Source organism: Aquaspirillum sp. LM1 (assembly GCF_002002905.1).
GTDB lineage: Bacteria > Pseudomonadota > Gammaproteobacteria > Burkholderiales > Aquaspirillaceae > Rivihabitans.
Genome location: NZ_CP019509.1, coordinates 2,363,847 through 2,388,735 on the forward strand (window position 1 = coordinate 2,363,847; position 24,889 = coordinate 2,388,735).

A 24,889-nucleotide genomic window follows, 5' to 3' on the forward strand; every position below is an offset into this window, starting at 1 on the left:
AATCCCGCCACCGATGTCTGTACTGGTCAAGTTTTTTCGAACACCCCGATAGGGAGTCAGCCGCTCAAGCCTGCACAGGCGCAGGTTTGAGCTGGCATTGTCTTTCAAACTCTGCCGGGCTCATCTCACCCAGCGCCGAGTGCAAACGCTTCTGGTTGTAAAACTTCATCAGGTAATCCGCCACATCCCGGCGCGCTTCTTCATGGTTGGCGTAATCTTTACGCCATGCCCGCTCCATCTTCAAATTCAGGAAGAAGCGCTCCATCGGGGCGTTGTCCCAGCAGTTTCCTTTCCGGCTCATGCTGCACACCATCTTGTGTTTCTTCAGCAGCGCCTGGTATTCCGCACTGGCGTATTGGCTGCCTCTGTCTGAGTGCAGCAGCACACCTGCAGCGGGGTTTCTCTGCCCTTGTGCCATGATCAATGCCCGGCAGACCAGTTCCGCCCGCATGTGTGGCTCCATGGCCCAGCCAATCACCCGGCGTGAGCACAGATCCATCACCACGGCCAGGTAGAGCCAGCCGCTGCGCGTGCGAATATAGGTGATGTCTGAAGCCCAGGCCTGGTTCAAGGCCTTGGGGTTAAACTTGCGGTTCAGCAGGTTTTCCGCCACCGGCAGCGTGTGTTTGCTGTCCGTGGTGTGAACAAACTTTCGCTTCCAGCAGGTTTTCAAGTTAAATGCGTTCAACAACTTACGCACTTTGTAGCGTCCAAGCGCCAAGCCACGTTTGGCCAGCTCGCTGCGCATTCTACGACTGCCATAGGTTTGCTGGTTCTCGGCAAAGACGGCCTTGAACAGGGTTTCGGTGCGCAGATCACACACCGGGCGATCACCGCGCTGGCGAGCGTGATGCAGGCCGGAGCGGCTCACGCCCAGCACGCGGCAGAGTGTGCTTTTGCTGTGCGCCCTGTCCAGTTGGCTAACGATGGGCAACATCATCGATAAGCGCGGGCGAACAAGGCCGAGGCTTTTTTTAGGATTTCGTTATCCTCTTTGGCAATGCGCAGTTCGGCTTCGAGTTGCCGGATGCGTTGCTGGTCTGGGGTCAGAGGCAGACCGATGCCTGACTGGCCGTTGAGTTCGGCTTTGTATTGGGCGACCCAACGGCGGACGGCGGTTTCGCCAAGGTTCAGTTCATGACAGAGCTGGGTGATGCTGCATTGCTGCTGAACGATTTTTTTGGCGACTTCGAGTTTGAACTCGGGGGCAAAGTGGCGACGGGTTTGTGGCATGTTCGATGTCCTTTGGGTGGTGGGATTGTTCCACCTATCGGGCTGTTCGAAAAGATTAGACCACTACAGTCGGCACTGCCTCAATATCCAACTCCCACAAACCCAGCTCTCTCGCCCCACTCACCCGCGCTTCCTCAATCCGCCGTTCCGCTTCCCGCCAACCCTCGCTCACACCATCCATCTCATCACCTTATCGCCTTCGACACTCCCCACATCATACCAAACACATACCCCACCCCCACCCACAAAAAAGGACGCCCACAAGCGTCCTTTTCTGCCTTACCCCCACACACTAAGCCATTGAACAATCAGTTAAAAAAATCCTTCAACTTATCCATAAACGACTTGGCGCGCGGGTTATGTGTGTCGCTATTGTCCGCGCCCTCGGCGTCAAACTGGCGCAGCAGGTCTTTTTGCCGTTCGGTGAGTTTCACCGGGGTTTCTACCACCACATGGCAGAGCAAATCGCCGTAGCTGGCGCCGCGCACCGATTTGATCCCCTTGCCGCGCAGGCGGAAGGCCTGGCCGGATTGGGTTTCGGGCGGAATCTTCAGCCGGGCCACGCTGTCCAGGGTGGGGATTTCGATTTCCCCGCCCAGTGCGGCGGTGGCGAAACTGATGGGCATTTCGCAGTGCAGGTCCTGGCCGTTGCGCTGGAATACGCCGTGTTCGCGGATGTGGGTGACCACGTACAGGTCGCCTGCCGGGCCGCCGTTCACGCCGGGTTCGCCTTCGCCGGCCAGGCGGATGCGGTCGCCTTCGTCCACGCCGGCGGGGATTTTCACGTTCAGCGTCTTGTTTTTCTTCACTCGGCCCGAGCCCTGGCAGGCGGTACACGGGTCAGGAATCACCTTGCCGGTGCCGTGGCAGGTGGGGCAGGTTTGCTGGATGCTGAAAAAGCCCTGCTGCATGCGCACCTGGCCGTGGCCGCCGCAGGTCTGGCAGGTTTTGGGCTCGGTGCCGGGCTTGGCGCCGCTGCCGTGGCAGACGTCGCAGGTTTCCACTGCCGGGATGCGCACTTGCTTTTCGCAGCCGCGTGCGGCTTCTTCCAGGGTGATTTCCATGTTGTAACGCAGGTCGGAGCCGCGATACACATTATTGCGGCTGCCGCCACCTGCACCGCCCGCGCCCGCGCGGCCACCGAAGATGTCACCAAAGATGTCGGAGAAGGCGTCGCCAAAGCCGCTAAAGCCGGCCCCGCCCGCGCCAAAGCCGGCACCTGCGGCGTTGGGGTCTACCCCGGCGTGGCCGTATTGGTCGTAGGCGGCACGTTTCTGGCTGTCGGAGAGAATTTCATAGGCTTCTTTGATTTCCTTGAATTTCTCTTCGGCTTCTTTACTGTCCGGGTTGCGGTCCGGATGGTATTTCATTGCCATTTTGCGGTAGGCTTTTTTGATGTCGTCATCCGACGCATCGCGATTCAGCCCGAGCAGTTCGTAAAAGTCTTTTTTTGCCATCACTGTTCACCGTGCAGAACCCGCCCCGCAATGCCGGGCGGGCCGAGTGTGTATGTGCTTGCCAACATGAAAAAGGCACAGAGCCCAGAGAATGGAACTCTGATGCACTGTGCCCACAAGAAGTTAAACTAAATTACTTCTTGTCTTTCACTTCTTCAAATTCGGCGTCCACCACATTGCCGTCTTCTTTCTTGCCGCTGCCACCGGCAGCGCTGCCAGCCTGGCCCGCGTCAGCGCCGGCACCTTCGGCCTGCGCCTGGGCATACATGATTTCGCCCAGTTTCTGGCTGGCCTTGCCCAGCGCTTCCACCTTGGCTTCAATATCGGCCTGGTCGTCGGTCTTGATCGCGGCTTCGGCGTCCTTGATGGCGGTTTCGATCTTGGCTTTTTCGTCTGCGCCAATCTTGTCGCCGTATTCTTCCAGCGATTTTTTCACCGAATGAATCAGGCCGTCAGCCTGGTTGCGTGCCTGCACCAGTTCGTGCAGCTTTTTGTCTTCGTCGGCGTGGGCTTCGGCATCCTGCACCATGCTCTGGATTTCGGCTTCGGACAAGCCGGAGCTGGCCTGGATGGTGATCTTGTTTTCCTTGCCGGTGGCCTTGTCTTTGGCGGACACGTGCAAAATGCCGTTGGCGTCGATGTCAAAGGTAACTTCGATTTGCGGCATGCCGCGCGCTGCCGGCGGAATGTCGGACAGGTTGAACTGGCCCAGGCTCTTGTTGGCGCTGGCTTTTTCGCGTTCGCCTTGCAGCACGTGGATGGTTACCGCGTTCTGGTTGTCGTCAGCGGTGGAGAATACCTGGCTGGCCTTGGTCGGAATGGTGGTGTTCTTCTGGATCAGCTTGGTCATGATGCCGCCCAGGGTTTCGATACCCAGCGACAGCGGGGTAACGTCCAGCAGCAGCACGTCCTTGACGTCGCCCTTCATCACGCCGCCCTGGATGGCTGCGCCCACGGCCACGGCTTCGTCCGGGTTCACGTCGCGGCGCGGTTCCTTACCAAAGAATTCCTTGACCTTGTCCTGCACCTTGGGCATGCGGGTCTGGCCGCCCACCAGAATCACGTCGTCAATCTGGCCAATCGACAGGCCGGCGTCTTTCAGGGCAATCTTGCACGGCTCGATCGAACGGTTGACCAGCTCTTCCACCAGGCTTTCAAACTTGGCGCGGGTGATCTTGATGGCCAGGTGTTTCGGGCCGCTGGCGTCTGCGGTGATGTATGGCAGGTTGACTTCGGTTTGCTGGGCCGAGGACAGCTCGATCTTGGCTTTTTCGGCGGCTTCTTTCAGGCGTTGCAGCGCCAGCACGTCGGCTTTCAGGTTAACGCCGGATTCTTTCTTGAATTCTTCGATGATGTAATCGATCAGGCGCTGGTCGAAATCTTCGCCGCCCAGGAAGGTGTCGCCGTTGGTGGACAGCACTTCAAACTGGTGTTCGCCGTCGAGTTCGGCAATTTCGATGATGGAGATGTCGAAAGTGCCGCCGCCCAGGTCATACACGGCAATTTTGCGGTCGCCTTCTTTTTTGTCCATGCCGAATGCCAGTGCAGCGGCAGTCGGTTCGTTGATGATGCGCTTGACTTCCAGACCGGCAATGCGACCGGCGTCCTTGGTGGCCTGGCGCTGGCTGTCGTTAAAGTAGGCCGGCACGGTGATCACGGCTTCGGTGACTTCTTCGCCGAGGTAGTCTTCGGCGGTTTTCTTCATTTTGCGCAGCACTTCGGCGCTGATTTGCGGCGGGGCGAGTTCTTTGTCACGCACTTGCACCCAGGCGTCGCCATTGCCAGCCTTGACGATGGAGAACGGCATCAGGTCGATGTCTTTTTGCACTTCTTTTTCTTCGAAGCGGCGGCCAATCAGGCGCTTGACAGCGTACAGGGTGTTTTTCGGGTTGGTGACGGCCTGGCGCTTGGCCGGCGCGCCGCACAGGATTTCGCCATCTTCGGCGTAGGCGACGATGGACGGGGTGGTGCGTGCGCCTTCGGCGTTTTCAATCACCTTCGGCTGGCCGTTTTCCATTACGGCCACGCAGGAGTTGGTGGTGCCCAGGTCAATACCAATGATTTTGCCCATTATTGCGTTCCTTTCGCGTCTATCTTGCAAAATAGCCAGCAGTGAAGGCTGTATGTTCAAGCACTTGCACTTTGTCGCCGGGGGCGCGCTGGCAGATGTTTTCTTGAGATGTCAGATAAAGCTGGTTTAACCGTTTTCAAGGGACAGGGTGCAAATTTTACCCCTGTCGCTTACCGGGCTATTTGCCCTTGGCCACCACCACCATGGCCGGACGCAGCACGCGTTCGGCAATCTGGTAGCCCTTTTGCATCACATTCACCACGGTATTGGCGTCGGCGTCAGACTCGATCATGCTGATGGCCTGATGCTTGTGCGGGTCGAGCTTTTCGCCCACCGGGTTGATTTCGCTCAGCTGGAATTTCTCAAAAGCCGAAATCAGCTGTTTCAGGGTGAGATCCACGCCGTGCTTGAGGGTGTCAAACTGCCCGCTCTGGTCGAGCAGGGCCATTTCCAGGCTGTCTTTCACCGGCAGCATTTCGGCGGCAAATTTCTGTACGGCGTATTTATTGGCCGCTTGCAGGTCTTCCACTGCGCGGCGGCGCTGGTTTTCCTGCTCGGCGCGGGCACGCAGGAACTGGTCTTTGGCTTCGGTCAGCTGGGTTTCCAGTTCGGCAATGCGGGCGCTGGCGTCAAAGGCGGCAGCGGCGTCGGGCGGCAGGCCGGTGGAAATGGTTTCGGGCTGCGCGGCCACGGCATCAGATGCAGGCACATGGGATTCTTGGGATTGCATGGCGACCTCCGTGAATAATGATGCGACAAGTAGGGGCATTGTGGCCGGTTTCAACCCCCAGGCGGTGCATCTGCGCCAGCGGCGACAAGCCCGCCCCTCTGAGAGGGCGGCGGGCCGGGCTGGCATTTTTCAGGGGGGGATGGGCAGCCAGGCCAGCAGGCACAGGGTGCGGGCTTGTTCACTCAGATGCGCAAGTAACCGTATTTTCATCTTTCGGCAGGGCAAATTTTTCCGCTGGCGAACAGCCGTTTTCATTTACGAAAATGCGACATTTTTTTATTGCTGCGCTGCACACAAGTGGGGGTTTTTATGATTTAATCCTCACACAAAGTTGTACGAAAGCCTGCAAAACTGTGGTGAAAAACACCAAGTTTGGCTCGTATCCGGTTGTGGCCATCTCCGCAACCTCTGCGCAAGCCGACACACCGCGCTCGCACTTTTTGCCGCCATGTGCTGGGGCAAAAATGATTTCGGGCATGTCGCCCGTTTAGGCCAAATTAATCATTCTGGGGTAACAGAAACATGACGACTCGCGAACAACGCATCGCTGCCATCGAAAAAGACTGGGCTGAAAATCCGCGCTGGGCCGGTATCAAGCGTGGCTACACCGCCGCTGACGTGGAGCGCCTGCGCGGCTCTTTCCCGGTCGAATACACCCTGGCCCGCCGTGGCGCCGAGAAGCTGTGGAACCTGGTCAACAACGAACCGTACATCAACTGCCTGGGCGCGCTGACCGGCGGCCAAGCCATGCAACAGGTGAAAGCTGGCATCAAGGCCATCTACCTGTCCGGCTGGCAGGTTGCGGCTGACAACAACGAATACTCCGCCATGTACCCGGACCAATCCCTGTACCCGGTGGACTCGGTACCGAAGGTGGTTGAGCGCATCAACAACGCCTTCACCCGCGCTGACGAAATCCAGCACTCCAAGGGTGTGGACGCTGGCGACAAGGGCTACATCGATTACCACGCTCCGATCGTGGCCGATGCTGAAGCCGGTTTTGGCGGCGTGCTGAACGCTTTCGAACTGATGAAGTCGATGATCCGCGCTGGCGCAGCCGGCGTGCACTGGGAAGATCAGCTGGCTTCCGTGAAGAAGTGTGGCCACATGGGTGGCAAGGTGCTGGTGCCGACGCAAGAAGCCGTGCAAAAGCTGATCGCCGCCCGTATGGCTGCCGACGTGTACGGCGTGCCGACCCTGGTGATCGCCCGTACCGATGCTGAAGCCGCTGACCTGCTGACTTCCGACTACGACGAAAACGACAAGCCGTTCCTGACCGGCGAGCGCACCGCCGAAGGCTTCTACAAGACCCGCAAGGGCCTGGACCAAGCCATCTCCCGCGCCATTGCCTACGCTCACTACGCTGACCTGGTATGGTGCGAAACCGGCACCCCGGATCTGGAATTCGCCCGCAAGTTTGCTGAAGCCGTGCACAAGGTTCACCCGGGCAAGATGCTGGCTTACAACTGCTCGCCGTCGTTCAACTGGAAGAAAAACCTGGACGATGCCACCATCGCCAAGTTCCAGCGCGAACTGGGTGCCATGGGCTACAAGTACCAGTTCATCACCCTGGCTGGTATCCACTCCATGTGGTACAACATGTTCGACCTGGCCCAGGACTACGTGGCCCGTGGCATGTCGGCTTACGTCGAGAAGGTGCAAGAGCCGGAATTCGCCGCACGCGATCGTGGCTACTCCTTCGTGTCGCACCAGCAGGAAGTGGGCACTGGCTACTTCGACGACGTGACCACCGTGATTCAAGGCGGCAAGTCCTCGGTGACCGCCCTGACCGGCTCCACCGAAGAAGAACAGTTCCACTAAGATTTGATTTTGTCTCACTCCGGGTGGTTTCCACCCGGCAAGCCCTCGGGCTTGGCATCGACCCACTGCCCCGTCAGCTCACCCTGACGGGGTTTTTTCATATTTGGGGTCATATCAAATTCTTTCTGGATTTTTGCCTTTTGCTGGGCTAAACCTCCAGGCAGGCTGACGGTGCGTGCTATAAATGAAACAGAGATGTTTGCACAAACGGCCACACCCCGAAACCGGCCATGGCCGCGACGGCAAAACCATAATAAAAGGAGGGAGTCATCATGCCGCTGAGTCTGGAAACCCTAAGGCTGGTTGCCCAGCTGCACCATGCTTACCAAAACCGCCAGCGCGACCCGCTGACCCAAACCTTTGCCCGCAGCAGTGGAGAAGAAGTGCTGGCCCTGCAGTTTCAGGTGGCCGAGCGCAGTAACACCCCGCTGGCGGTGGCCTTGCTGGACGTTGACCGCCTGAGCGAAATCAACGACAGCCACAGCCACCCCGAAGGCGACAGCATGCTGGTGGCCGTGCCACAGTACATCAGCAAAACCCAGCGCCAGGGCGATATGCTGGTGCGCTGGAGCGGCAAACGCTTTTTGCTGATTTTGCCCAATACCTCGCTGGATCACGCGGTGATTGCCCTGAACCGCTTCCGCGAAATGGGCTTTGGCCTGCGCCCGGACGGGCAGCCGCTCACACTGAGCATGGGCGTGGCCGAACGTCAGGTAGATCAGCTTGATAGCTGGACGGCGCTGGTCAGCCGCGCCGAACAGCGGGTGCTGGAAGTCAAACGCCAGGGGCGCAATGGCATCTGTATGCAAGATGCCCCGGCACTGGCCGCCTGAACTTCGCTGATTTGCCATTAGGGTGCGTCACCCGCAGGGCGACGCACCACCCGGTTTTTCCCCCCACCGCCTCACTCCACCGTCAACGCCGGCAAGCCATGCAAGGCCCTGGCGTGATGACAGGCCTCTTCAAACACGCCCATTTCTGCCCGTGCACCAAACTCGCGACACGGCGATGGGCGTTCGGCGTAAATGCCACATTGCACCGACTGGCCAATGGTGCCAATCAGCGCCGCGCAGCGTGGCCGGGCGTAGTCGGTGCCGCGCAGCCGGTACAAGCTGGCGGTTTCCGCATCGGCCAGCCCGGCAGGCACCCGACCACCTTCGCTGTCCAGCTCGGAATAATGAAACGTCACCCGAAACGCGGCGCAACAAGCGCCGCATTGCGTGCAGATGGAAGGGGAAACGGCGGACATCGTGGCTCCTGATGTGTACAGAAAAGCGCCGAGCTTACCGGATTGACCCGCCAGCTCCTACGCCTGGGCCGTGTCATGGCAGCCCAATTGGGCCAAAATACACCGTTTCATCCGGCAAATATCAGGATAAATTGGCCAAATCATCAGGAAAGCCATGTTGTATTCGTCTAATTGCGCTTATAATTTCGTAACAGTCACGCAAATTGGTCGCATCATGGCAGGCAGAAAACGCAAAACCCCGCAGTGGGTCAACGGCAAACCGAGTTTCGACGACATGCCGGTGCATTATCAGGTGGATCAGGCCGAGCTGGCCGAGCGCCTGCTGGGCGCGCTGGAAGAAGGCCGGATCGGTCTGCTGCAGCCGCGCCAGCACGATGCCGCCGTGCGGGCCTTGCGCCAGCTCGGCGAAGCCAGCCAGCCTGCCGACCAGCGTGTGGTGGCGGAATGGGTGGACGCCCACCTGACCCCCAGCAGCCGCACCAAGCTGCTGGGGGCCTTGCGCCAGGAGCGCTTTCGCGCCACGCGCGGCATTAAGCAGGTAGCGCTCAAGCCCAGCGAGTTTCAGCAGCTGCAACTGCTGCGCGACCGCGCCGAACAGCGCCGTCGTGGCCCGCTGAGCCACGCCGACCGCACGCTGCTGCGCGAGCTGGGGGCCATCCTGCCCCCGCATCTGACCCAGGTGGTCAGCGTGCCCTTGTACAGCCACACCGTCCCGGCTGGCCAGCCTGCACCCGCCGATGACGACATCGAAGACCTGATTGACCTGAACGACTATCTGCTGCCGCATCGCGAATCCAGTTTTCTGGTGCGGGTCAAGGGCGAGTCGATGCTGGAAGCCGGCATTCGCGATGGCGACTTGCTGGTGGTGGACCGCGCCCGCCCACCCAGCGATGGCAAGATTGTGGTGGCGGCGCTCAATGGCGAGCTGACCGTCAAGCGGCTGTCCACCCGCCACGGCCAGGTGCGGCTGATGCCGGCCAATCCGGCATTTGCCCCAATTGAAATCGACGAAGCCAGCGAACTGATGATCTGGGGCGTGGTCAGCAATGTGATTCACAAGCTTTGATTCACAAGCTATAAGCCGGGCCGGCAGCGGCAAGGCAAAAATTAACCCATACGATTCATAGGGTTAATTTACCCAGGCCACCGCCCTGTGCTTGACGCTGCCCCGGTGGCTGCGGATAATCGCGGCTTTACGCCATCATGGCCAGCGCCGCCCGTCCCTGCGCCTGGCCTTAGGCAGCGCGCGCCCGCTCCGGGTGCTCCGCCTGCCCGCCTACCGGAATGCTGAACATGTCTGTCACTCCCGAACTGCTATTGCCCGCCGGCACGCTGGATAAAATGCGTGCTGCCTACGATTTTGGTGCCGATGCGGTATACGCCGGCCAGCCGCGCTACAGCCTGCGCGCGCGCAATAACGAGTTCAAGCTGGAACAACTGGGCGTCGGCATTCAGGAAGCCCACGCCAGAGGCAAGAAATTTTACGTGGCCTCCAACCTGCTGCCGCACAATGCCAAGGTCAAAACCTATCTGGCCGATATGGCCCCGGTGATTGCCATGCAGCCAGACGCGCTGATCATGGCCGACCCTGGCCTGATCATGATGGTGCGGGAAACCTGGCCAGACATGCCGATTCATCTGAGCGTGCAGGCCAATACCGTCAACTACATGGGGGTGAAGTTCTGGCAAAAGCTGGGGCTGTCGCGCATTATCCTGTCGCGCGAGCTGAGCCTGGACGAGGTGGCGGAAATCCGTCAGGAATGCCCGGACATGGAAATCGAAGTGTTTGTCCATGGCGCGCTGTGCATTGCCTACTCCGGGCGCTGCCTGCTGTCGGGTTACTTCAACCACCGCGATCCCAACCAGGGCACCTGCACCAACGCCTGTCGCTGGGATTACAAGGTTCACGATACCAGCGACGCCAGCGACAATGGCGATGTGCAGGCCATCGACTTTGACTTCAACCACGCCCTGGATGACGCCAACCAGCAGTTTGCCGCCTGTGGCGGCGCGCCGCGTCATCCGCTGGCCGACAAAACCTATCTGATTGAAGAAAAAAGCCGCCCAGGCGAAACCATGCCGATTCTGGAAGACGAGCATGGCACGTACATCATGAACAGCAAGGATTTGCGCGCAGTCGAACATATCGAGCGGCTGACCAGGATTGGCGTGGACTCGCTGAAAATTGAAGGTCGCACCAAAAGCCTGTACTACGTGGCGCGCACCGCCCAGGTGTATCGCCGGGCCATCGACGACGCGGTGGCGGGCCGGCCATTTGACCTGGGCCTGCTGGCCGAGCTGGACGGGCTGGCCAACCGGGGCTATACCGATGGTTTTTATGAGCGCCACCATACCCAGGATTACCAGAACTACATGACCGGGCATTCGCAGGCCAAGCGCAGCCAGTATGTGGGCGACGTGCTCAGCGTCAATGCCCAGGGCCTGGCCACGGTAGATGTTAAAAACCGCTTTGCCCGTGGCGATCGGCTGGAGGTGATTCAGCCAGCGGGCAACCGGGAAATCATCGTGGGCGACATGCTGCGCCGGGGCCACGGCCCGGTGGAGGTGGCCGGGGGCAGCGGGGTGGTGGTGGAGCTCGACCTCGGCCCAGTGGCCAGCGGTGCCTTGCTGGCCAGAATTTTGTAAGCCGGCAATCTCCTCAAAAAAACGTGGCCAATCGCCACGTTTTTTTATTTTTCGTGAATTTGTCACAGGATTGTTTAGCCAAACGTCAGGATTGGGGCAAGGCAGACAGGGCAAGGCTTGTGGCCTGGGTGGGCAATGCGGTGAACATGTTGCACAGCAGCGTAGTAACTGCTGGATTTTTTCTGCACTTCATACCAGAATACGGCGTAAATACACCCTGCACCTGCGCATGTTCTGGCCGGGGGGCTTGTCCGCTGGTCGGCACAGGTTTCCCGGTCAAATCGTGTACAGGCAACGACCTGGGGAACTGTGTCACGACACAGGGGGTCTGTCAGCAGGTGATGGGGTGAAAATGATGCTGAATATCTAAAAAGCATCAAAAAGATGTGATGAGGGCATGTCTTGATGCACTGCACCATCTGGTGCTTTGCCGATAAAAACATAAGGTTGGGCCACACCGGACACACCCGGGCCGCGTCATCGCGCAGGATGACGCGCCCGCGCCCCGGTGGTCGCGTGAGGGTGATGCAGCATGCTTCATCCCGACAGTGCCATGGCGGCACGGTTCGGATCAAGTCAGGTGGTCACAGGCATGCCGGCACTGACCCAGCATGACCAGGACGGAGGAAAACAATGAATTGGTTCTGGCAAACCTACACGCTGGTTGAAAAAACCTTCTGGAATTCAATCAGCCGCAAGTTGTGCAGTTTTTTCTTCATCAGCCTGTTTCAGCTCGGCTTTGTGGCCTTGCTGTGGTTCTATTTCACCGAGGTGCATCAGGTGCTGGCCAGCGCCGAGGTGAAGCCCGATCTTCTCCAGAAACTGGACCAGACCATGCGCCAGGCGTTGCAGGCGGTGGTGGCGCTGTGGTTTGTCTCGCTGGCCTTTATTGGCTTCATGGTCTGGTATCTGCGTTTCCTGATTGTGCGGCCACTGCGAATGATCATTTCCATCTTCAACGAAATTGGCCAGGGCGAAGGCGATCTGTCACGCGACATTCCGGCGATGACCTTCGATGAAATCCGCGAGCTGTCCGAATCCTACAACCGCTTCCTGAAAAAAATGCGCGAAATCATCAGCAATGTGCGGCTGATGACCGTGCGCATTGCCATGGACTCAGCCCGCTCGGCAGTCAATATCAGCGATTCGCTGGGCAGCGCGCGCAAGCAGGGCCAGTTTGCCCGCGAAGTGCGCGAATCCAGCGACGCCACCACCGCCGGCATCACCCAGGTATCGGAGCAAACCCAGCATATTTCCTACACCACGCTGGACAATCTGGCCGTGGCCAAATCCTCATGCGCCGAGCTGATTGACGTCACGGCGCGGATTGAGGCGGTCAACCAGAAAGTCAGCCGCTTTAACCAGACAGTAGAAGGGCTGAACCTGCGTTCAGCCAGCATCAAGCAGATTGTTGACCTGATCAAGGACATTTCCGACCAAACCAACCTGCTGGCGCTGAACGCCGCGATTGAAGCCGCACGTGCGGGCGAAGCCGGGCGCGGCTTTGCCGTGGTGGCCGACGAGGTGCGCAAGCTGGCCGAGCGGGTGAAAGTGGCCACCGACGAGATTTCCGACAATATTGAAGGTATGCTGCGGCTGGTGGGCAACACCCTGGAAGAAACCAGCCAGATCACCACCGATACCCGCTCAGCCAGCGAAACCGTCAGCAAGGCCAGCCAGCATTTTGAAAAAATGGTGATCGACTACGACAACACCGCCAGCAGCCTGTCGGAAATTGCCCGCACCATGGAAACCTTTGCCGCCACCAACAAGCAGGTGAACCGGCATGTGTCGGATATTGACGAGCTGAGCCAGCAGGTCACCGAAAAGCTGCAGCTGTCGCATCAGGTATCCAAAGAGCTGTCGCATGCCTCCGAGCAGGTGCAGGAGCTGGTGTCGCGCTTCAGCGTGGGCGAAGGCGATTTTGACCACGCCATCAACCGGGCACGCAGCTACCGCGAAATGCTGGAAAAACGCCTGCAGGAAATGGCCGAACGCGGGATTAATCTGTTTGACCGCAATTACCGCCCGATTCCCGGCTCGCATCCGCAAAAATACCACACCAGCTACGACGAAAGCTTTGAGCAGCTGATGCAGCCAGACTACGACCGCCTGGTAGACGAAACCCCCGGCGGACGGTTTGCCCTGCTGGTGGACGAAGGTGGCTACGCGCCAACGCATAACTCGTTCTACTCGAAAAAACCCACCGGCGATGCCCGCGTTGACCTGCTGCACAGCCGCGACAAACGCATTTTTAACGATCCAGCCGGCCTGAAATCGGCATGCAACACCCAGCCCTTCCTGCTGCAAACCTATGTGCGCGATACCGGCGAAGTGCTGTCGGAAATCTCGCTGCCGGTGTTTGTCAACAACCGCCACTGGGGCGCGCTGCGGCTGGGGTTTGACACCAGCCGCATGCTTACCCTGTCTGGCCATGTGTAAGCGAAAAAAAAACACGCCCCTGCGCAGGCGGGGGCGTGTTTGATTCATCCCCGCACAGGCAGGGCTGCCATCCAGGTATTTGAGGTATTTGAGGTATTGATTGTCTTACCAGCTGGCCTCACGTTCCGGCGTGGCGGTAATCTTGTGTACGGTCAGATCCGCCCCCTGATACTCTTCTTCCTGATCCAGCCGCAAGCCCACCGTGGCTTTCAGCACGCCATACACCACCCCGCCGCCCACAAAGGCAATCACCACCCCGGCCAGCGTGCCCAGCAGCTGCGACACCAGGCTGACCCCGCCCAGCCCACCCAGCCAGGTTTGGCCAAACAGGCCACAGGCAATGCCACCCCATACCCCGCACAGGCCGTGCAGCGGCCATACGCCAAGCACATCGTCAATTTTCCAGCGGTTTTGCGTGATGGTGAACATCGCCACAAACAGCAAACCAGCCACGCCCCCCACCACCAGCGCACCAATCGGGTGCATGACATCCGAGCCCGCACACACCGCCACCAGGCCGGCCAGCGGGCCGTTATGCAAAAAGCCGGGGTCGTTCTTGCCCAGCCAGTTGGCGGTGAGTGTGCCGCCCACCATAGCCATCAGCGAGTTCATCGCCACCAGCCCGGACATACCTTCCAGCTTTTGCGCGCTCATCACATTAAAGCCAAACCAGCCCACAATCAGAATCCACGCGCCCAGCGCCAAAAACGGAATGCTGGACGGCGGGTGGGCCGACACGCCGCCTTCCTTGCGGTAGCGGCCATAGCGCGGGCCCAGCAGCAGCACCGCCGCCAGGGCAATCCAGCCACCCACCGCATGCACCACCACCGAACCGGCAAAGTCGTGGAACGCCGCGCCAAACTGCGCGGTGAGCCAGTCTTGCAGGCCAAAATGGTTGTTCCAGGCCATGCCTTCAAAAAACGGATACACCAGCCCAACCAAGGCAAACGTGGCCAACGCCTGCGGGCTGAACTTGGCGCGCTCGGCAATGCCGCCTGAAATAATGGCCGGAATCGCGGCGGCAAAGGTCAGCAAAAAGAAAAACTTGACCAGCTCGTAGCCATGGTTGGCGGTCAGCACGCTGGCTGGGGCGAGAAAATTCACCCCATACGCCACGGTATAGCCCACGCTAAAGTAGGCAATGGCCGATACGGCAAAGTCGCTGAGAATCTTGGCCAGGGCGTTGACCTGGTTTTTTTTGCGCACCGTGCCCAGTTCCAGAAAGGCAAAGCCGGCGTGCATGGCCAGAATCATGATGGCGCCCAAGAGCAGGAACAGAACGTCCCCGGCGCTGGTGTTGGCTCCCATGTGTATTTTCCTTTGGTGCATGATTTTAGTGCGTGCACCGAAAGCAAACATAATGCCTTTGTTTATAACTTACTGATTAAAAACAATAAATAATATTTAACTACCCCGTTCGCACTGAAAAATTGCCAGATTGCGCGCAAATATTGTGCAAATCCGCTCCAGCCATGCACCATGATAATGCCTATGCGTCAAATAAGTGCCACCCCAGCCCCAGCCGCAGGTAGGGCAGCGTAATAGCCAGTCATCATGATATGAACCGATCATTGGCACAGCTGCCCAAGGTCAGCTTGCTGACATGTACGCTGGTGTTTCAACGTGACTGACGACTAAACCACTTTCAGCATGAACCTCACTTCACGTGTCGTTCCCGCGCAGGCGGGAACCCAGGCCGCACCACAGTGTGCCCCGTGGGCGTGGAGCATGGCAGGGCGATCGTGAGAGCTGATACCCGCTGCACGTTGTGGATGCCCCTGGATTCCCGCCTTCGCGGGAATGACGCGGTGGGATGCGGTGGGTGGTTCGCTGTGGCAAGGAATAGCAAGGTAAGGCTATGTTTTAAAATAGATTAAACAAGAGCTCCCACCGGAGGCTAGCCCTCTTCTGGCATGAGTTTCACCCACTTGTCGTTCCCGCGCAGGCGGGAACCCAGGCCGTGCCAGAGCGTGCGCCATGGGCGTGGAGCATGGCAGGGCGATCGTGAGAGCTGATACCCGCTGCACGCTGTGGATGCCTCTGGATTCCCGCCTGCGCGGGAATGACGGGGTGGGATGCGGCGGGTGGTTCGCCGTGGCAAGGAACAGCAAGATAAGGCTATGTTTTAAAATAGATTAAACAGGAGCACCCACCGGAGGCTAGCCCTCTTCTGGCATGAGTTTCACCCACTTGTCGTTCCCGCGCAGGCGGGAACCCAGGCCGTACCACCGCGTGCGCCGTGGGCGTGGAGCATGGCAGGGCGATCGTGAGAGCTGATACCCGCTGCACGCTGTGGATGCCTCTGGATTCCCGCCTGCGCGGGAATGACGGGGTGGGGTGCGGCGGGTGGTTCGCCGTGGCAAGGAATAGCCAGGTAAGGCTATGTTTTAAAATAGATTACACAGGAGCACCCACCGGAGGCTAGCCCTCTTCTGGCATGAGTTTCACCCATTTGTCGTTCCCGCGCAGGCGGGAACCCAGACTGCACCACAGCGTGCGCCGTGGGCGTGGAGCATGGCAGGGCGATCGTGAGAGCTGATACCCGCTGCACGTTGTGGATGCCTCTGGATTCCCGCCTGCGCGGGAATGACGCGGTGGGATGCGGCGGGTGGTTCGCCGTGGCAAGGAATAGCAAGGTAAGGCTTTGTTTTAAAATAAATTAAACAGAGGCATCAGATGTAAGCTGACTCACATGCACTCTTGTATTTCAACCTAACTGGCGATTAGGTGGCGGGCGTTTTTCAGCGGCTGGGCTTATTTGCCCGCCGAGTTGAAAAGATCGCGGAGTTTTTTCAGTACATCCGCCAGTTCGCCCAACTGCTTGCTGGGCAGCTCCAGCGCCGGTTCCGGTTTTTTCTCGTTGATTTTTTTCTCGTCGGCCTTGCTGGCCGGGGCGTCGCCAAACACCTCCTGGCGGATGCGCGCCAAATCTGCGTCGCCATTGCCCACCAGCTTGCGTTTTTCATCGGCCAGCACCACGTTCAGCGTGGCCCAGCGCCGGGCGGCGGATTGGCCGGCGCGCCAGCTGTCTTGCAGCATACCGCCCAGCCAGCGCATGCCCCAGCCAAACACTGTCATCACAAAGGCAAACAACGCCAGCCGCTCGCCCCACTGCCGCCACACCAGGGTTTTGGCTTGCTCGGCCAGCACTTGGCACAGCGGGCTGAGTGGGCCGGTTTGCAAACATTCGGCGGGCAGCGTGGGCGGAGTGGGGTGGGTGGTTGCCAGCGCCAGCCATAAGCCCAGCACCGCCAAGGCCAGCCACGCCAACATCAGCCCGGCCAGCCAGCCCAGGGTGCGGGCATTGGCCTGCCGCGCCTGATCCAGCTCGCGCAGCACATGGCTGGCGCTGGATTGCGCTTCTTTGCGCTCTTGGGTGCGCTCCAGCTCATCCAGCGTCTGCGTCAGTAGGTTTTGCTGTTGCGCTAGCGCCTGTTCGCGTTCGGCCAGCTGTTGCTGGCGCACTTGCAGCTCAGCGCGCAGTAGTTCGGGCTGGGCGCGCAGCCAGCGCAGCCGGCCTTGCGCCACGGCGGGCGCTTCGTCGGCGCTGTCGGCCAGCGCCAAGGCCTGCGCCAGCATGCCCAGCGCCAGCAGCGGCGCACGGGCTGCCTCGGCCAGAATTTCCCCTGCGCCGGCATCGTCCCGGCACAGCGCTGGCGTGGAGCCGGCGTAGCCATCTTGCAGCGCCTGGCGCAGCCGTGCGGCCTGGGCGTCGGCCTCGGCACCGCTGTAGTGGGCATCTGCCTCGCCGCGCAGTTGCTCCAGCGCGGCACACTGGCGCGTCATCACCTGCTCGGCCAAGGCCATGGCCGCTGTCCAGTCGCCGTCCAGCAGCCAGGCCCACGCCTGACTTTCCGCCTCCAGCCACTGGCGCAGCGCCGCCCGGTCGATAAACTCCAGCTTGGCGCGGTGGCCGCGCAGGATGGTCAGCGGAAAGCTCATGTCGCCTCCTGTTGCAAGCGCTCCACATCCGCCTGCTCATCGGCGCTGCGCGCCAAACGCCGCAAACCGCGCCACACATGGTCGTTGGGGCGGCGCAGGCCGGCGCGGCGGCATTGCTCAAACAGCCGGAGGCCAGTGGCGTAGTCGGGCGCGTGCTTGAGTAAGGCCGGCAGGGTGTAGTTGTCTGGCCGCAGCCCGGCGGCCAGCAGATCGGCCAATAGCGCCTCAGCGGCGGCCAAGCTGCTGGCGCGCTTGATCACGCTGTTGAAGGTGATCAAATTGGGTTTGATACCAGCGGCGCGCATGTCGCCCAGCAGGCGCTGGCGCTCGGCTTCGCTGGCGGCTTTCTCGATCAGACTGTTGAACGTCACCACATCCGGTGTGAGGCCAGCGGCGCGCATCTCGCCCAGCAGGCGCTGGCGCTCGGCTTCGCTGGCGGCTTTCTCGATCAGGCTGTTGAACGTCACCACATCCGGTGTGAGGCCAGCGGCGCGCATCTCGCCCAGCAGGCGCTGGCGCTCGGCTTCGCTGGCGGCTTTCTCGATCAGGCTATTGAACGTCACCACATTGGGTTCAATCCCAGCGGCGCGCATCTCACCCAGCAGGCGCTGGCGCTCGGCTTCGCTGGCGGCTTTCTCGATCAGGCTGGTGAACGTCACCACATCCGGTGTGAGGCCAGCGGCGCGCATCTCGCCCAGCAGGCGCTGGCGCTCGGCTTCGCTGGCGGCTTTCTCGATCAGGCTGGTGAACGTCACCACATCCGGTGTGAGGCCAGCGGCGCGCATGTCGCCCAGCAGGCGCTGGCGCTCGGCTTCGCTGGCGGCTTTCTCGATCAGGCTGTTGTACGTCACCACATTGGGTTCAATCCCGGCGGCGCGCATGTCGCCCAGCAGGCCCTGGCGCTCGGCTTCGCTGGCGGCTTTCTCGATCAGGCTGTTGTACGTCACCACATTGGGTTCAATCCCAGCGGCGCGCATGTCGCCCAGCAGGCCCTGGCGCTCGGCTTCGCTGGCGGCTTTCTCGATCAGGCTGGTGAACGTCACCACATTGGGTTTAATCCCGGCGGCGCGCATCTCGCCCAGCAGGCGCTGGCGCTCGGCTTCGCTGGCGGCTTTCTCGATCAGGCTGTTGTACGTCACCACATTCGGTGTGAGGCCAGCGGCGCGCATCTCGCCCAGCAGGCGCTGGCGCTCGGCTTCGCTGGCGGCTTTCTCGATCAGGCTGGTGAACGTCACCACATTCGGTGTGAGGCCAGCGGTGCGCATCTCGCCCAGCAGGCGCTGGCGCTCGTGGGCGTTTTGCGAGCGGCTGATCAAGGTGGTGTAGATATAGATATCCGGGCTGAGCTTAAGCGTGTGGCACAGCGTCAGCACCGCGTCGCCGGGCAGCGGCGGTTCGCTGTCGCGCAGCAGCAAATTCAGCGTCAGCCGGTCTTGTTGCGGTTGCGGGCGCACTTTGCTGGCAAATTCGCGCAGCAGCCGCTCACGCGCCTCGGGCTGGGCGCAGGCCCACAGCAGCAGCAGGGCGCGGCAGGCGTGGGCGTCGGGTTTGGCAAACAGGGTGCGCAGCATGGGCAGCAGGCGCGTCAGCTCGGCGTCGCCCAGGCGTAGCGCACGGCCATCGCCGGGGCGGGCGGCTTGCTCCAGCCAGTGCGCCAGTGCGCGCGGGGTGGCCAGCCAGCGCGCGCCGTCCTGCGCGGGCAGTGCATGCGCCGCCAGCGCGTAGTCCAGCGCCAGCAGGGCGTGCTCGGGGTCGATCACTTCGTCCACAAACACGCTTTCCAGGCTCAGCGTGCGGTTGGCGGCGCGCCACTGAAACCAGGCTTTGGCGTCGGCGCGGTCGGCCAGCGCCTGGCAGGCGATCTCAAATTCGGCGGCGTCCAGCGCGGTGGGTAGTGTGTTTTCCAGCAGTTGGCGCGGGCGGGCCTGGGCGATGCTGTCCATGCCGCCGCCGTCCAGCCGCAGCGCCAGCGCCACGCCGCGCAGGGCGGTGTGTTCGTTGCCGGGCAGTTGGCGAAACTGCTCACGCCAGAGGGTGATGGCGTCGTGCAAAAAGTAATAGCCAATATTGCGCGGGGCCTGGCGCAGGCGGGTTTTCGGCAGGTTGGCGTTCAGGTGCAGCTGCACCGCCACCCGTTCCACTTCTTGATCGTTCAGCCGGCCCAGCAGTTGCGGGCGGAGGGTTTCTTTCACCCGCGCCGGCAGCGCGTCGCGCAGTTGGGCGTAGGCTTCGCCGCTGCGGCAGGTGGCCGCCCAGCGTGGGTGGCGCTGGCTGAAAGCGCTAAACTGCGCGGCAAAGCTGGCGTCTTGCAGATTTTGGTCGATGTCGTCAAACACCACCCATAGCTCGGCTGGCAGCCCCGCCGGAAAGCGCCATTGCCCGGCGTCGCCCTGCGCCACCAGCACCGGCTGGCCCAGGGTCAGCAGGCAGCGCAGCAGCAGGCGGGTTTTGCCGGCCAACGATTGTCCCACCAGGGCAAATGGGCTGTGGCCGGCCAGCGCCTGGCACAGCGGACGTTCTTCGTGGTCGCGGGGGTAATAAAAATAGCGGCCTTTGTTGTTCACCCAGCGTTGCTGGTAATCGCGCGCGCGCCACAGCAGCTGCGCCAGCGCGTCTTCATCGTTGGCAGCGTGGCCCAATGGCCGCCACAGGGCAAAGCCGCTGTCGGGCTCGGGCGTCCAGTTGTCCAGGCTGGGGGCGGCGATAGTGGCAGCGGCTTCCAGCCAGTCGCCATCGGCGCTGGCGGCACCAGCGTCTACCGCCAGACACAGCCACAACGGCGCTTGCCGGGCAGCCAGTATTTGCTGGCAGGCGGCAACAAACTGGTTGACCCACTCGGCGGATTTACCCCGGCAATCGGCATAACAGGCGCTCAGCTCGGTGCGGTGAACAAAGCCGCGAAAATACGCCGCCGCCACGCTGGCGGGCAGCTTGCTGTTGAGTGCGGCTTTAACCAGCGTGTCTGGCAGCAGACGCTCGGCTCCGGGCAAATCCAGCAAGGTGAAGCTGATGCACACGGTGGCGGCGGATGAATCAGGCATTGTGCTATCCCAAAAGCGTTGCCAAATGAAAAAGCATTGTCGCGTGGGTAAGACAAGCAGGCAAGCGGTGAACGCGACGTGGGCATCTGGCCGCGCCTGGTGCGCATGTCTGCCGACAGCCGCCAGCGAACCGGGTAAAATGCCACGATGACTACCCCGCGCTTTGTACATCTCCGCCTCCATTCCGAGTTTTCCATCACCGACGGCATTGTGCGTCTGGATGACGCTGTGGGCCGCGCTGCGGCCGATGGCATGCCGGCTTTGGGGGTTTCCGATCTGGCCAACCTGTTTGGCATGGTCAAGTTTTACAAAACCAGCCGAGGCCAGGGCATCAAGCCCGTGGTTGGCGTGGATGCCTGGATTGAAAACCCGGACGACCGCGATGCGCCGTTCCGGCTGCTGCTGATTGCCCGCGACCATCCGGGCTATCTGATTTTGTGCCAGCTGCTGACCGACGCCTACCGCACCCACCAATACCATGGCCGCGCCGAGCTCAAGCGCGACTGGCTCAGCCCGGAACGCTGCCGCCACCTGCTGGCGCTATCGGGCGCGCAGATGGGCGATGTGGGCCGGGCGCTGCTGGAGGGCAATCTGCCGGCGGCGCAGGCGGCGGCGGCAGACTGGTCGGCGCGGTTTGGCGATGGGTTTTATCTGGAAGTGCAGCGCTATGGCGCGCCACACTGCGACACGCTGGTGGAACGCACGCTGTGGCTGGCTGGCGAGGCCGGGCTGCCGGTGGTGGCCACCCATCCGATCCAGTTTATGGACCGCGACGACTACAAAGCGCATGAAGCGCGGGTGTGCATCGCCAAGGGTGAAATCCTGGGCGACCGCCGCCGGCCCCGGCTGTTTACCGAAGACCAGTATTTCAAGACCACGGCAGAAATGGCCGAGCTGTTTGCCGACCTGCCGGAAGCGCTGGCCAACTCAGTGGAAATTGCCAAGCGCTGCAATGTCACCATCCAGCTGGGCAAGAACTACCTGCCGGATTTCCCCACCCCGGATGGCATGACGCTGGATGAGTATTTGATTCACCGCGCCAACGAAGGGCTGATGGAGCGCATGCAGGCGCTCTACCCCGACCCCGCCGCGCGCGAAGCCGAGCTGCCGCGCTACCGCGACCGGCTGAAGTTTGAGCTGGATACCATTATCCAGATGGGGTTTCCTGGTTATTTTTTGATCGTGGCCGACTTTATCAACTGGGCCAAGCACAACGGCTGCCCGGTGGGGCCGGGCCGGGGCTCGGGCGCGGGTTCGCTGGTGGCCTATAGCATTGGCATTACCGACATCGACCCGCTGGCCTACGCGCTGCTGTTTGAACGCTTTTTGAACCCGGAACGGGTGTCGATGCCTGACTTTGACATCGACTTCTGCCAGGACAACCGCTGGCGGGTGATTGAGTACGTGCGCGACAAATACGGCGCCGACGCGGTGAGCCAGATTGTGACTTTCGGTACCATGGCGGCCAAGGCGGTGGTACGCGACGTGGGCCGCGTGCTGGATTTGCCGTATATGTTTTGCGATGGCCTGTCCAAGCTGATTCCGGCCGCACCGGGCAAACAGTACAGCCTGGACGACGCGGTGGAGATGGAGCCCATCCTCAAGGATAGGCTGGAGCACGAGGAAGAAGTGGCCGAGCTGTGGGTGCTGGCAAAAAAGCTGGAAGGCCTCACCCGCAATATCGGCATGCACGCCGGCGGCGTGCTGATTGCACCGGGCAAGATTACCGATTTTTGCCCGATGTACCAGGCCAGCGGCGAAGACGCCAGCCCGGTCAGCCAGTTTGACAAGGACGATGTGGAACAAGTCGGCCTGGTGAAGTTCGACTTTCTGGGCCTGCGCAACCTGACCATCATTGATCTGGCGGTGCGCTACATCAAAGCGTTGCAGCCGGATTTCAGCATCGACCTGAACACCATGCCGTTTACCGACCCGGCGGCGTACAAGGTATTGCAGGAGGCCAACACCACGGCGGTGTTCCAGCTGGAATCCGATGGCATGAAAAAGCTGCTGGAAAAGCTCAAACCCGACCGCTTTGAAGACATCATCGCTGTGCTGGCGCTGTACCGCCCCGGCCCGCTGGGCTCGGGCATGGTGGACGACTTTATCTTGCGCAAGGCCGGCAAGCAGGCGGTGGATTACTTCCACCCCGACCTGACCGCCTGCCTGGAACCGACTTATGGCGTGATTGTGTATCAGGAACAGGTGATGCAGATCTCGCAGATTATCGGTGGCTACACGCTGGGCGGTGCCGATATGCTGCGCCGGGCAATGGGCAAGAAAAAGCCGGAAGAAATGGCCAAGCACCGCAGCATTATTGCCGAAGGGGCCAAGACCAAGGGCTACGATCCGGCGCTGGCCGAGCAGTTGTTTGACCTGATGACCAAGTTTGCCGAGTACGGCTTTAACAAGTCGCACACGGCGGCCTACGCGGTGGTGAGCTACCAGACCGCCTGGCTGAAGGCGCATTATCCGTCGGCATTTATGGCGGCCACCATGTCCAGTGAACTGGACAACACCGACCAGCTGCGGGTGTTTTACGATGATTGCATTAAAAACAAGCTGAAGTTTCTGGCCCCGGACATCAACCACAGCCATTACCGCTTTGTGCCAACCGACCGCCAGCATATCCGCTACGCGCTGGGCGCGATCAAGGGCACTGGCGAGGCGGCTGTGGCGCATCTGATTGCCGAGCGCGAGGCCAACGGCCCGTTTGTCGATCTGTTTGACTTCTGCCGGCGCACCGACAAGCGAGTGGTCAACCGCCGCGCCATCGATACCATGATCCGCGCTGGCGCGTTTGACGGGCTGGATACACACCGCGCCAAGCTATTGGCCAATGTGGAGCTGGCAATGAGCCTGGCCGAGCAGGCAGCGGCCAATATCAATCAGGGTGGCTTGTTTGATGATTTTGACGACAGCGCCGCGCCGCCTGTGCGCATGGTGGAGGTGCCAGCCTGGACCGAGGCCCAGCGCTTGTCGGAAGAAAAACTGGCGATCGGGTTTTACCTGTCCGGCCACCCGTTTACCGCCTACGCCGCAGCAGTACGCCGCTTTGCCAAGGCCACACTGGCCAGCCTGAGCCCGAAAAAAGACCTGCAAACCCTGGCTGGGGTGGTGACTTCGGTGCGCACCAAGGTGGGCGGACGCGGCAAGATGGCGTTTGTTCAGCTGGACGATGCTACCGCCAAACAGGATGTATCGCTGTTTTCCGAGGCATTTGAAGCGCATCGGCACAAGCTGCGCGAAGACGCGGTGCTGATTGTGGAAGGCAAGGTCAGCTACGATGATTTTTCTGGCGGGCTGCGCATCATCGCCGAAAATGTCTACGATCTGGCCGAGGCGCAAAGCCGCTTTGCCCAGCATCTGGCGCTGACACTGACCGACAACTGCGACGTGACCAAGCTCAAGCACCTGCTGCAGCCGTTTGCCGGCAGCGGTGCCTGCCCGCTGCGCTTTCGCTACAGCGGCAGCCAGGCCCGCTGCGAACTGGACGCTGGCGACGACTGGCGCGTGCTGCTCAGCGACCCGCTGCTGGACAGCCTGCGCGCGCTGCTGGGTGAAAAAGCCGTGGAAGTGGTGATGTAACCGCTGTGCTGCCCCCTCACAGGGGCAGCCCGCTGCGCTTGGCCAGAAAAAGCCAGACCCGCACGCATTGCTGGGTACGGGTCTGGCGGATCACTACATCAGCAGCAAATCAGCGGGTTTACGGGGGGCTACTGGCTGGCCGTCGACAGTGTGGGCTGGCTGGACAACGCCACCACATTGTCTTCGTTGGGCCGCCATTCACTCTGCAGCCGCCAGCGCCCGCTCAGGTCTTCCAGACGCACAAACCAGTGTGCGGCGGTGGGCAATTGCATTGTGCCGCTATAAAACCCTTCGCCGGTCTTGTTCAACTCCACTTCCTGGTCACGTTGCGACAGGGTGGGATGCAACATCCACAAGCGCAGCTTGGCGGGTGCGGCTTCTACCGGGCTTTGCAGCATGATGCGCACATTGCGCCCGCCGTCGCCAAACATCACCTGTGCGCCCATTTTCAGCCGGGCGGCGGCGTTGTCGCGGGTCAGCTCGATATTGATTTCCTTGCCGCGCTTGTAGTAGTCGTCATTCACCAGGGTGTCTTCGGTTTTCACCGCCAGCACCGCCGTGCTGATGCCAGCCACCACCACCACCATCGGACCCAGCATCAGCAACCAGGGCCAGCGTTGGCGATACCAGGGCAGGGCGGACGGGGTGGCGGGTTTGTGCATCATGACG

Annotated in this window: 15 protein-coding genes; 6 read left to right on the forward strand and 9 right to left on the reverse strand. The window is 60.9% G+C overall.

What is annotated here, in order from left to right; genetic code table 11:
* Nucleotides 1-64: 64 nt before the first annotated feature.
* From BXU06_RS10175 to grpE, 4 genes are all read right to left on the reverse strand, one after another.
* Nucleotides 65-1,233, reverse strand: a protein-coding gene (locus tag BXU06_RS10175) for an IS3 family transposase (RefSeq protein ID WP_216352460.1) whose coding sequence is annotated in 2 segments (ribosomal slippage) — nucleotides 65-966 and nucleotides 966-1,233 — 1,170 coding nt in all. Because the reading frame shifts where the segments join, the coding sequence is not laid out codon by codon here.
* A 308-nt stretch (nucleotides 1,234-1,541) separates the two neighbouring features.
* On the reverse strand, nucleotides 1,542-2,690 hold the full coding sequence (gene dnaJ, locus BXU06_RS10180) for a molecular chaperone DnaJ (RefSeq protein ID WP_077299215.1): 1,149 nt from the start codon (nucleotides 2,688-2,690) through the stop codon (nucleotides 1,542-1,544).
* A 133-nt stretch (nucleotides 2,691-2,823) separates the two neighbouring features.
* Nucleotides 2,824-4,761: a molecular chaperone DnaK gene (dnaK, locus tag BXU06_RS10185; protein WP_077299217.1), complete on the reverse strand. Its 1,938-nt coding sequence runs from the start codon at nucleotides 4,759-4,761 to the stop codon at nucleotides 2,824-2,826.
* Between the two features lie 178 nt (nucleotides 4,762-4,939).
* A complete protein-coding gene (gene grpE / locus BXU06_RS10190) occupies nucleotides 4,940-5,491 on the reverse strand; it encodes a nucleotide exchange factor GrpE (protein ID WP_077299219.1) in 552 nt (183 codons plus the stop codon).
* A 522-nt stretch (nucleotides 5,492-6,013) separates the two neighbouring features.
* On the opposite strand from grpE, the gene aceA reads away from it, so the two are divergent.
* Nucleotides 6,014-7,312, forward strand: coding sequence for an isocitrate lyase (aceA, locus tag BXU06_RS10195; RefSeq protein WP_077299221.1), 1,299 nt, complete (start codon nucleotides 6,014-6,016; stop codon nucleotides 7,310-7,312).
* 272 nt (nucleotides 7,313-7,584) lie between these two features.
* A complete protein-coding gene (locus BXU06_RS10200) occupies nucleotides 7,585-8,145 on the forward strand; it encodes a GGDEF domain-containing protein (protein WP_077299223.1) in 561 nt (186 codons plus the stop codon).
* Nucleotides 8,146-8,216: 71 nt separating this feature from the next.
* On the opposite strand, the gene BXU06_RS10205 is transcribed toward BXU06_RS10200, so the two are convergent.
* Entirely contained in the window at nucleotides 8,217-8,561 is a 345-nt protein-coding gene (locus BXU06_RS10205; protein WP_077299225.1) for a YkgJ family cysteine cluster protein, read from the reverse strand.
* A gap of 214 nt (nucleotides 8,562-8,775) precedes the next feature.
* Between BXU06_RS10205 and BXU06_RS10210 the strand changes: the two genes are divergently transcribed.
* The 3 genes from BXU06_RS10210 (at nucleotide 8,776) to BXU06_RS10220 (ending at nucleotide 13,649) form a co-directional block, all read left to right on the forward strand.
* Nucleotides 8,776-9,627, forward strand: coding sequence for a LexA family transcriptional regulator (locus tag BXU06_RS10210; RefSeq protein WP_253189444.1), 852 nt, complete (start codon nucleotides 8,776-8,778; stop codon nucleotides 9,625-9,627).
* Between the two features lie 227 nt (nucleotides 9,628-9,854).
* Nucleotides 9,855-11,207, forward strand: a complete 1,353-nt coding sequence (gene yegQ, locus BXU06_RS10215; RefSeq protein WP_077299227.1) for a tRNA 5-hydroxyuridine modification protein YegQ — start codon at nucleotides 9,855-9,857, stop codon at nucleotides 11,205-11,207.
* Between the two features lie 633 nt (nucleotides 11,208-11,840).
* Nucleotides 11,841-13,649 (forward strand): methyl-accepting chemotaxis protein, encoded by a 1,809-nt coding sequence (locus BXU06_RS10220; protein WP_077299229.1) that lies wholly within the window; start codon nucleotides 11,841-11,843, stop codon nucleotides 13,647-13,649.
* A 105-nt stretch (nucleotides 13,650-13,754) separates the two neighbouring features.
* Here BXU06_RS10220 and BXU06_RS10225 read toward each other — a convergent pair whose 3' ends face one another.
* The 3 genes from BXU06_RS10225 to BXU06_RS10235 all read right to left on the reverse strand — a co-directional run bounded on the left by BXU06_RS10225 (nucleotide 13,755) and on the right by BXU06_RS10235 (nucleotide 20,632).
* Nucleotides 13,755-14,957 (reverse strand): ammonium transporter, encoded by a 1,203-nt coding sequence (locus tag BXU06_RS10225; RefSeq protein WP_077299231.1) that lies wholly within the window; start codon nucleotides 14,955-14,957, stop codon nucleotides 13,755-13,757.
* A gap of 1,446 nt (nucleotides 14,958-16,403) precedes the next feature.
* Entirely contained in the window at nucleotides 16,404-17,591 is a 1,188-nt protein-coding gene (locus tag BXU06_RS10230) for a hypothetical protein (protein WP_077299233.1), read from the reverse strand.
* Nucleotides 17,588-20,632, reverse strand: a complete 3,045-nt coding sequence (locus BXU06_RS10235; RefSeq protein ID WP_171982186.1) for a hypothetical protein — start codon at nucleotides 20,630-20,632, stop codon at nucleotides 17,588-17,590. The genes BXU06_RS10230 and BXU06_RS10235 overlap by 4 nt, the downstream gene beginning before the upstream one ends.
* Nucleotides 20,633-20,779: 147 nt before the next feature.
* Here BXU06_RS10235 and dnaE point away from each other — a divergent pair, with 147 nt between their 5' ends.
* On the forward strand, nucleotides 20,780-24,220 hold the full coding sequence (gene dnaE / locus BXU06_RS10240) for a DNA polymerase III subunit alpha (protein ID WP_077299237.1): 3,441 nt from the start codon (nucleotides 20,780-20,782) through the stop codon (nucleotides 24,218-24,220).
* A gap of 128 nt (nucleotides 24,221-24,348) precedes the next feature.
* Here dnaE and BXU06_RS10245 read toward each other — a convergent pair whose 3' ends face one another.
* Complete coding sequence (locus BXU06_RS10245) at nucleotides 24,349-24,885, reverse strand: FixH family protein (protein WP_077299239.1); 537 nt, start codon at nucleotides 24,883-24,885, stop codon at nucleotides 24,349-24,351.
* Nucleotides 24,886-24,889: the final 4 nt, after the last annotated feature.

Coding starts and splice junctions, on each gene's coding strand:
- BXU06_RS10205 (WP_077299225.1), bottom strand. CDS start 8,561: ATGTCCGCCGTTTCCCCTTCCATCTGCACGCAATGCGGCGCTTGTTGC.
- BXU06_RS10235 (WP_171982186.1), bottom strand. CDS start 20,632: ATGCCTGATTCATCCGCCGCCACCGTGTGCATCAGCTTCACCTTGCTG.
- BXU06_RS10230 (WP_077299233.1), bottom strand. CDS start 17,591: ATGAGCTTTCCGCTGACCATCCTGCGCGGCCACCGCGCCAAGCTGGAG.
- dnaK (WP_077299217.1), bottom strand. CDS start 4,761: ATGGGCAAAATCATTGGTATTGACCTGGGCACCACCAACTCCTGCGTG.
- BXU06_RS10225 (WP_077299231.1), bottom strand. CDS start 14,957: ATGGGAGCCAACACCAGCGCCGGGGACGTTCTGTTCCTGCTCTTGGGC.
- dnaJ (WP_077299215.1), bottom strand. CDS start 2,690: ATGGCAAAAAAAGACTTTTACGAACTGCTCGGGCTGAATCGCGATGCG.
- BXU06_RS10200 (WP_077299223.1), top strand. CDS start 7,585: ATGCCGCTGAGTCTGGAAACCCTAAGGCTGGTTGCCCAGCTGCACCAT.
- aceA (WP_077299221.1), top strand. CDS start 6,014: ATGACGACTCGCGAACAACGCATCGCTGCCATCGAAAAAGACTGGGCT.
- BXU06_RS10210 (WP_253189444.1), top strand. CDS start 8,776: ATGGCAGGCAGAAAACGCAAAACCCCGCAGTGGGTCAACGGCAAACCG.
- BXU06_RS10220 (WP_077299229.1), top strand. CDS start 11,841: ATGAATTGGTTCTGGCAAACCTACACGCTGGTTGAAAAAACCTTCTGG.
- dnaE (WP_077299237.1), top strand. CDS start 20,780: ATGACTACCCCGCGCTTTGTACATCTCCGCCTCCATTCCGAGTTTTCC.
- grpE (WP_077299219.1), bottom strand. CDS start 5,491: ATGCAATCCCAAGAATCCCATGTGCCTGCATCTGATGCCGTGGCCGCG.
- BXU06_RS10245 (WP_077299239.1), bottom strand. CDS start 24,885: ATGATGCACAAACCCGCCACCCCGTCCGCCCTGCCCTGGTATCGCCAA.
- yegQ (WP_077299227.1), top strand. CDS start 9,855: ATGTCTGTCACTCCCGAACTGCTATTGCCCGCCGGCACGCTGGATAAA.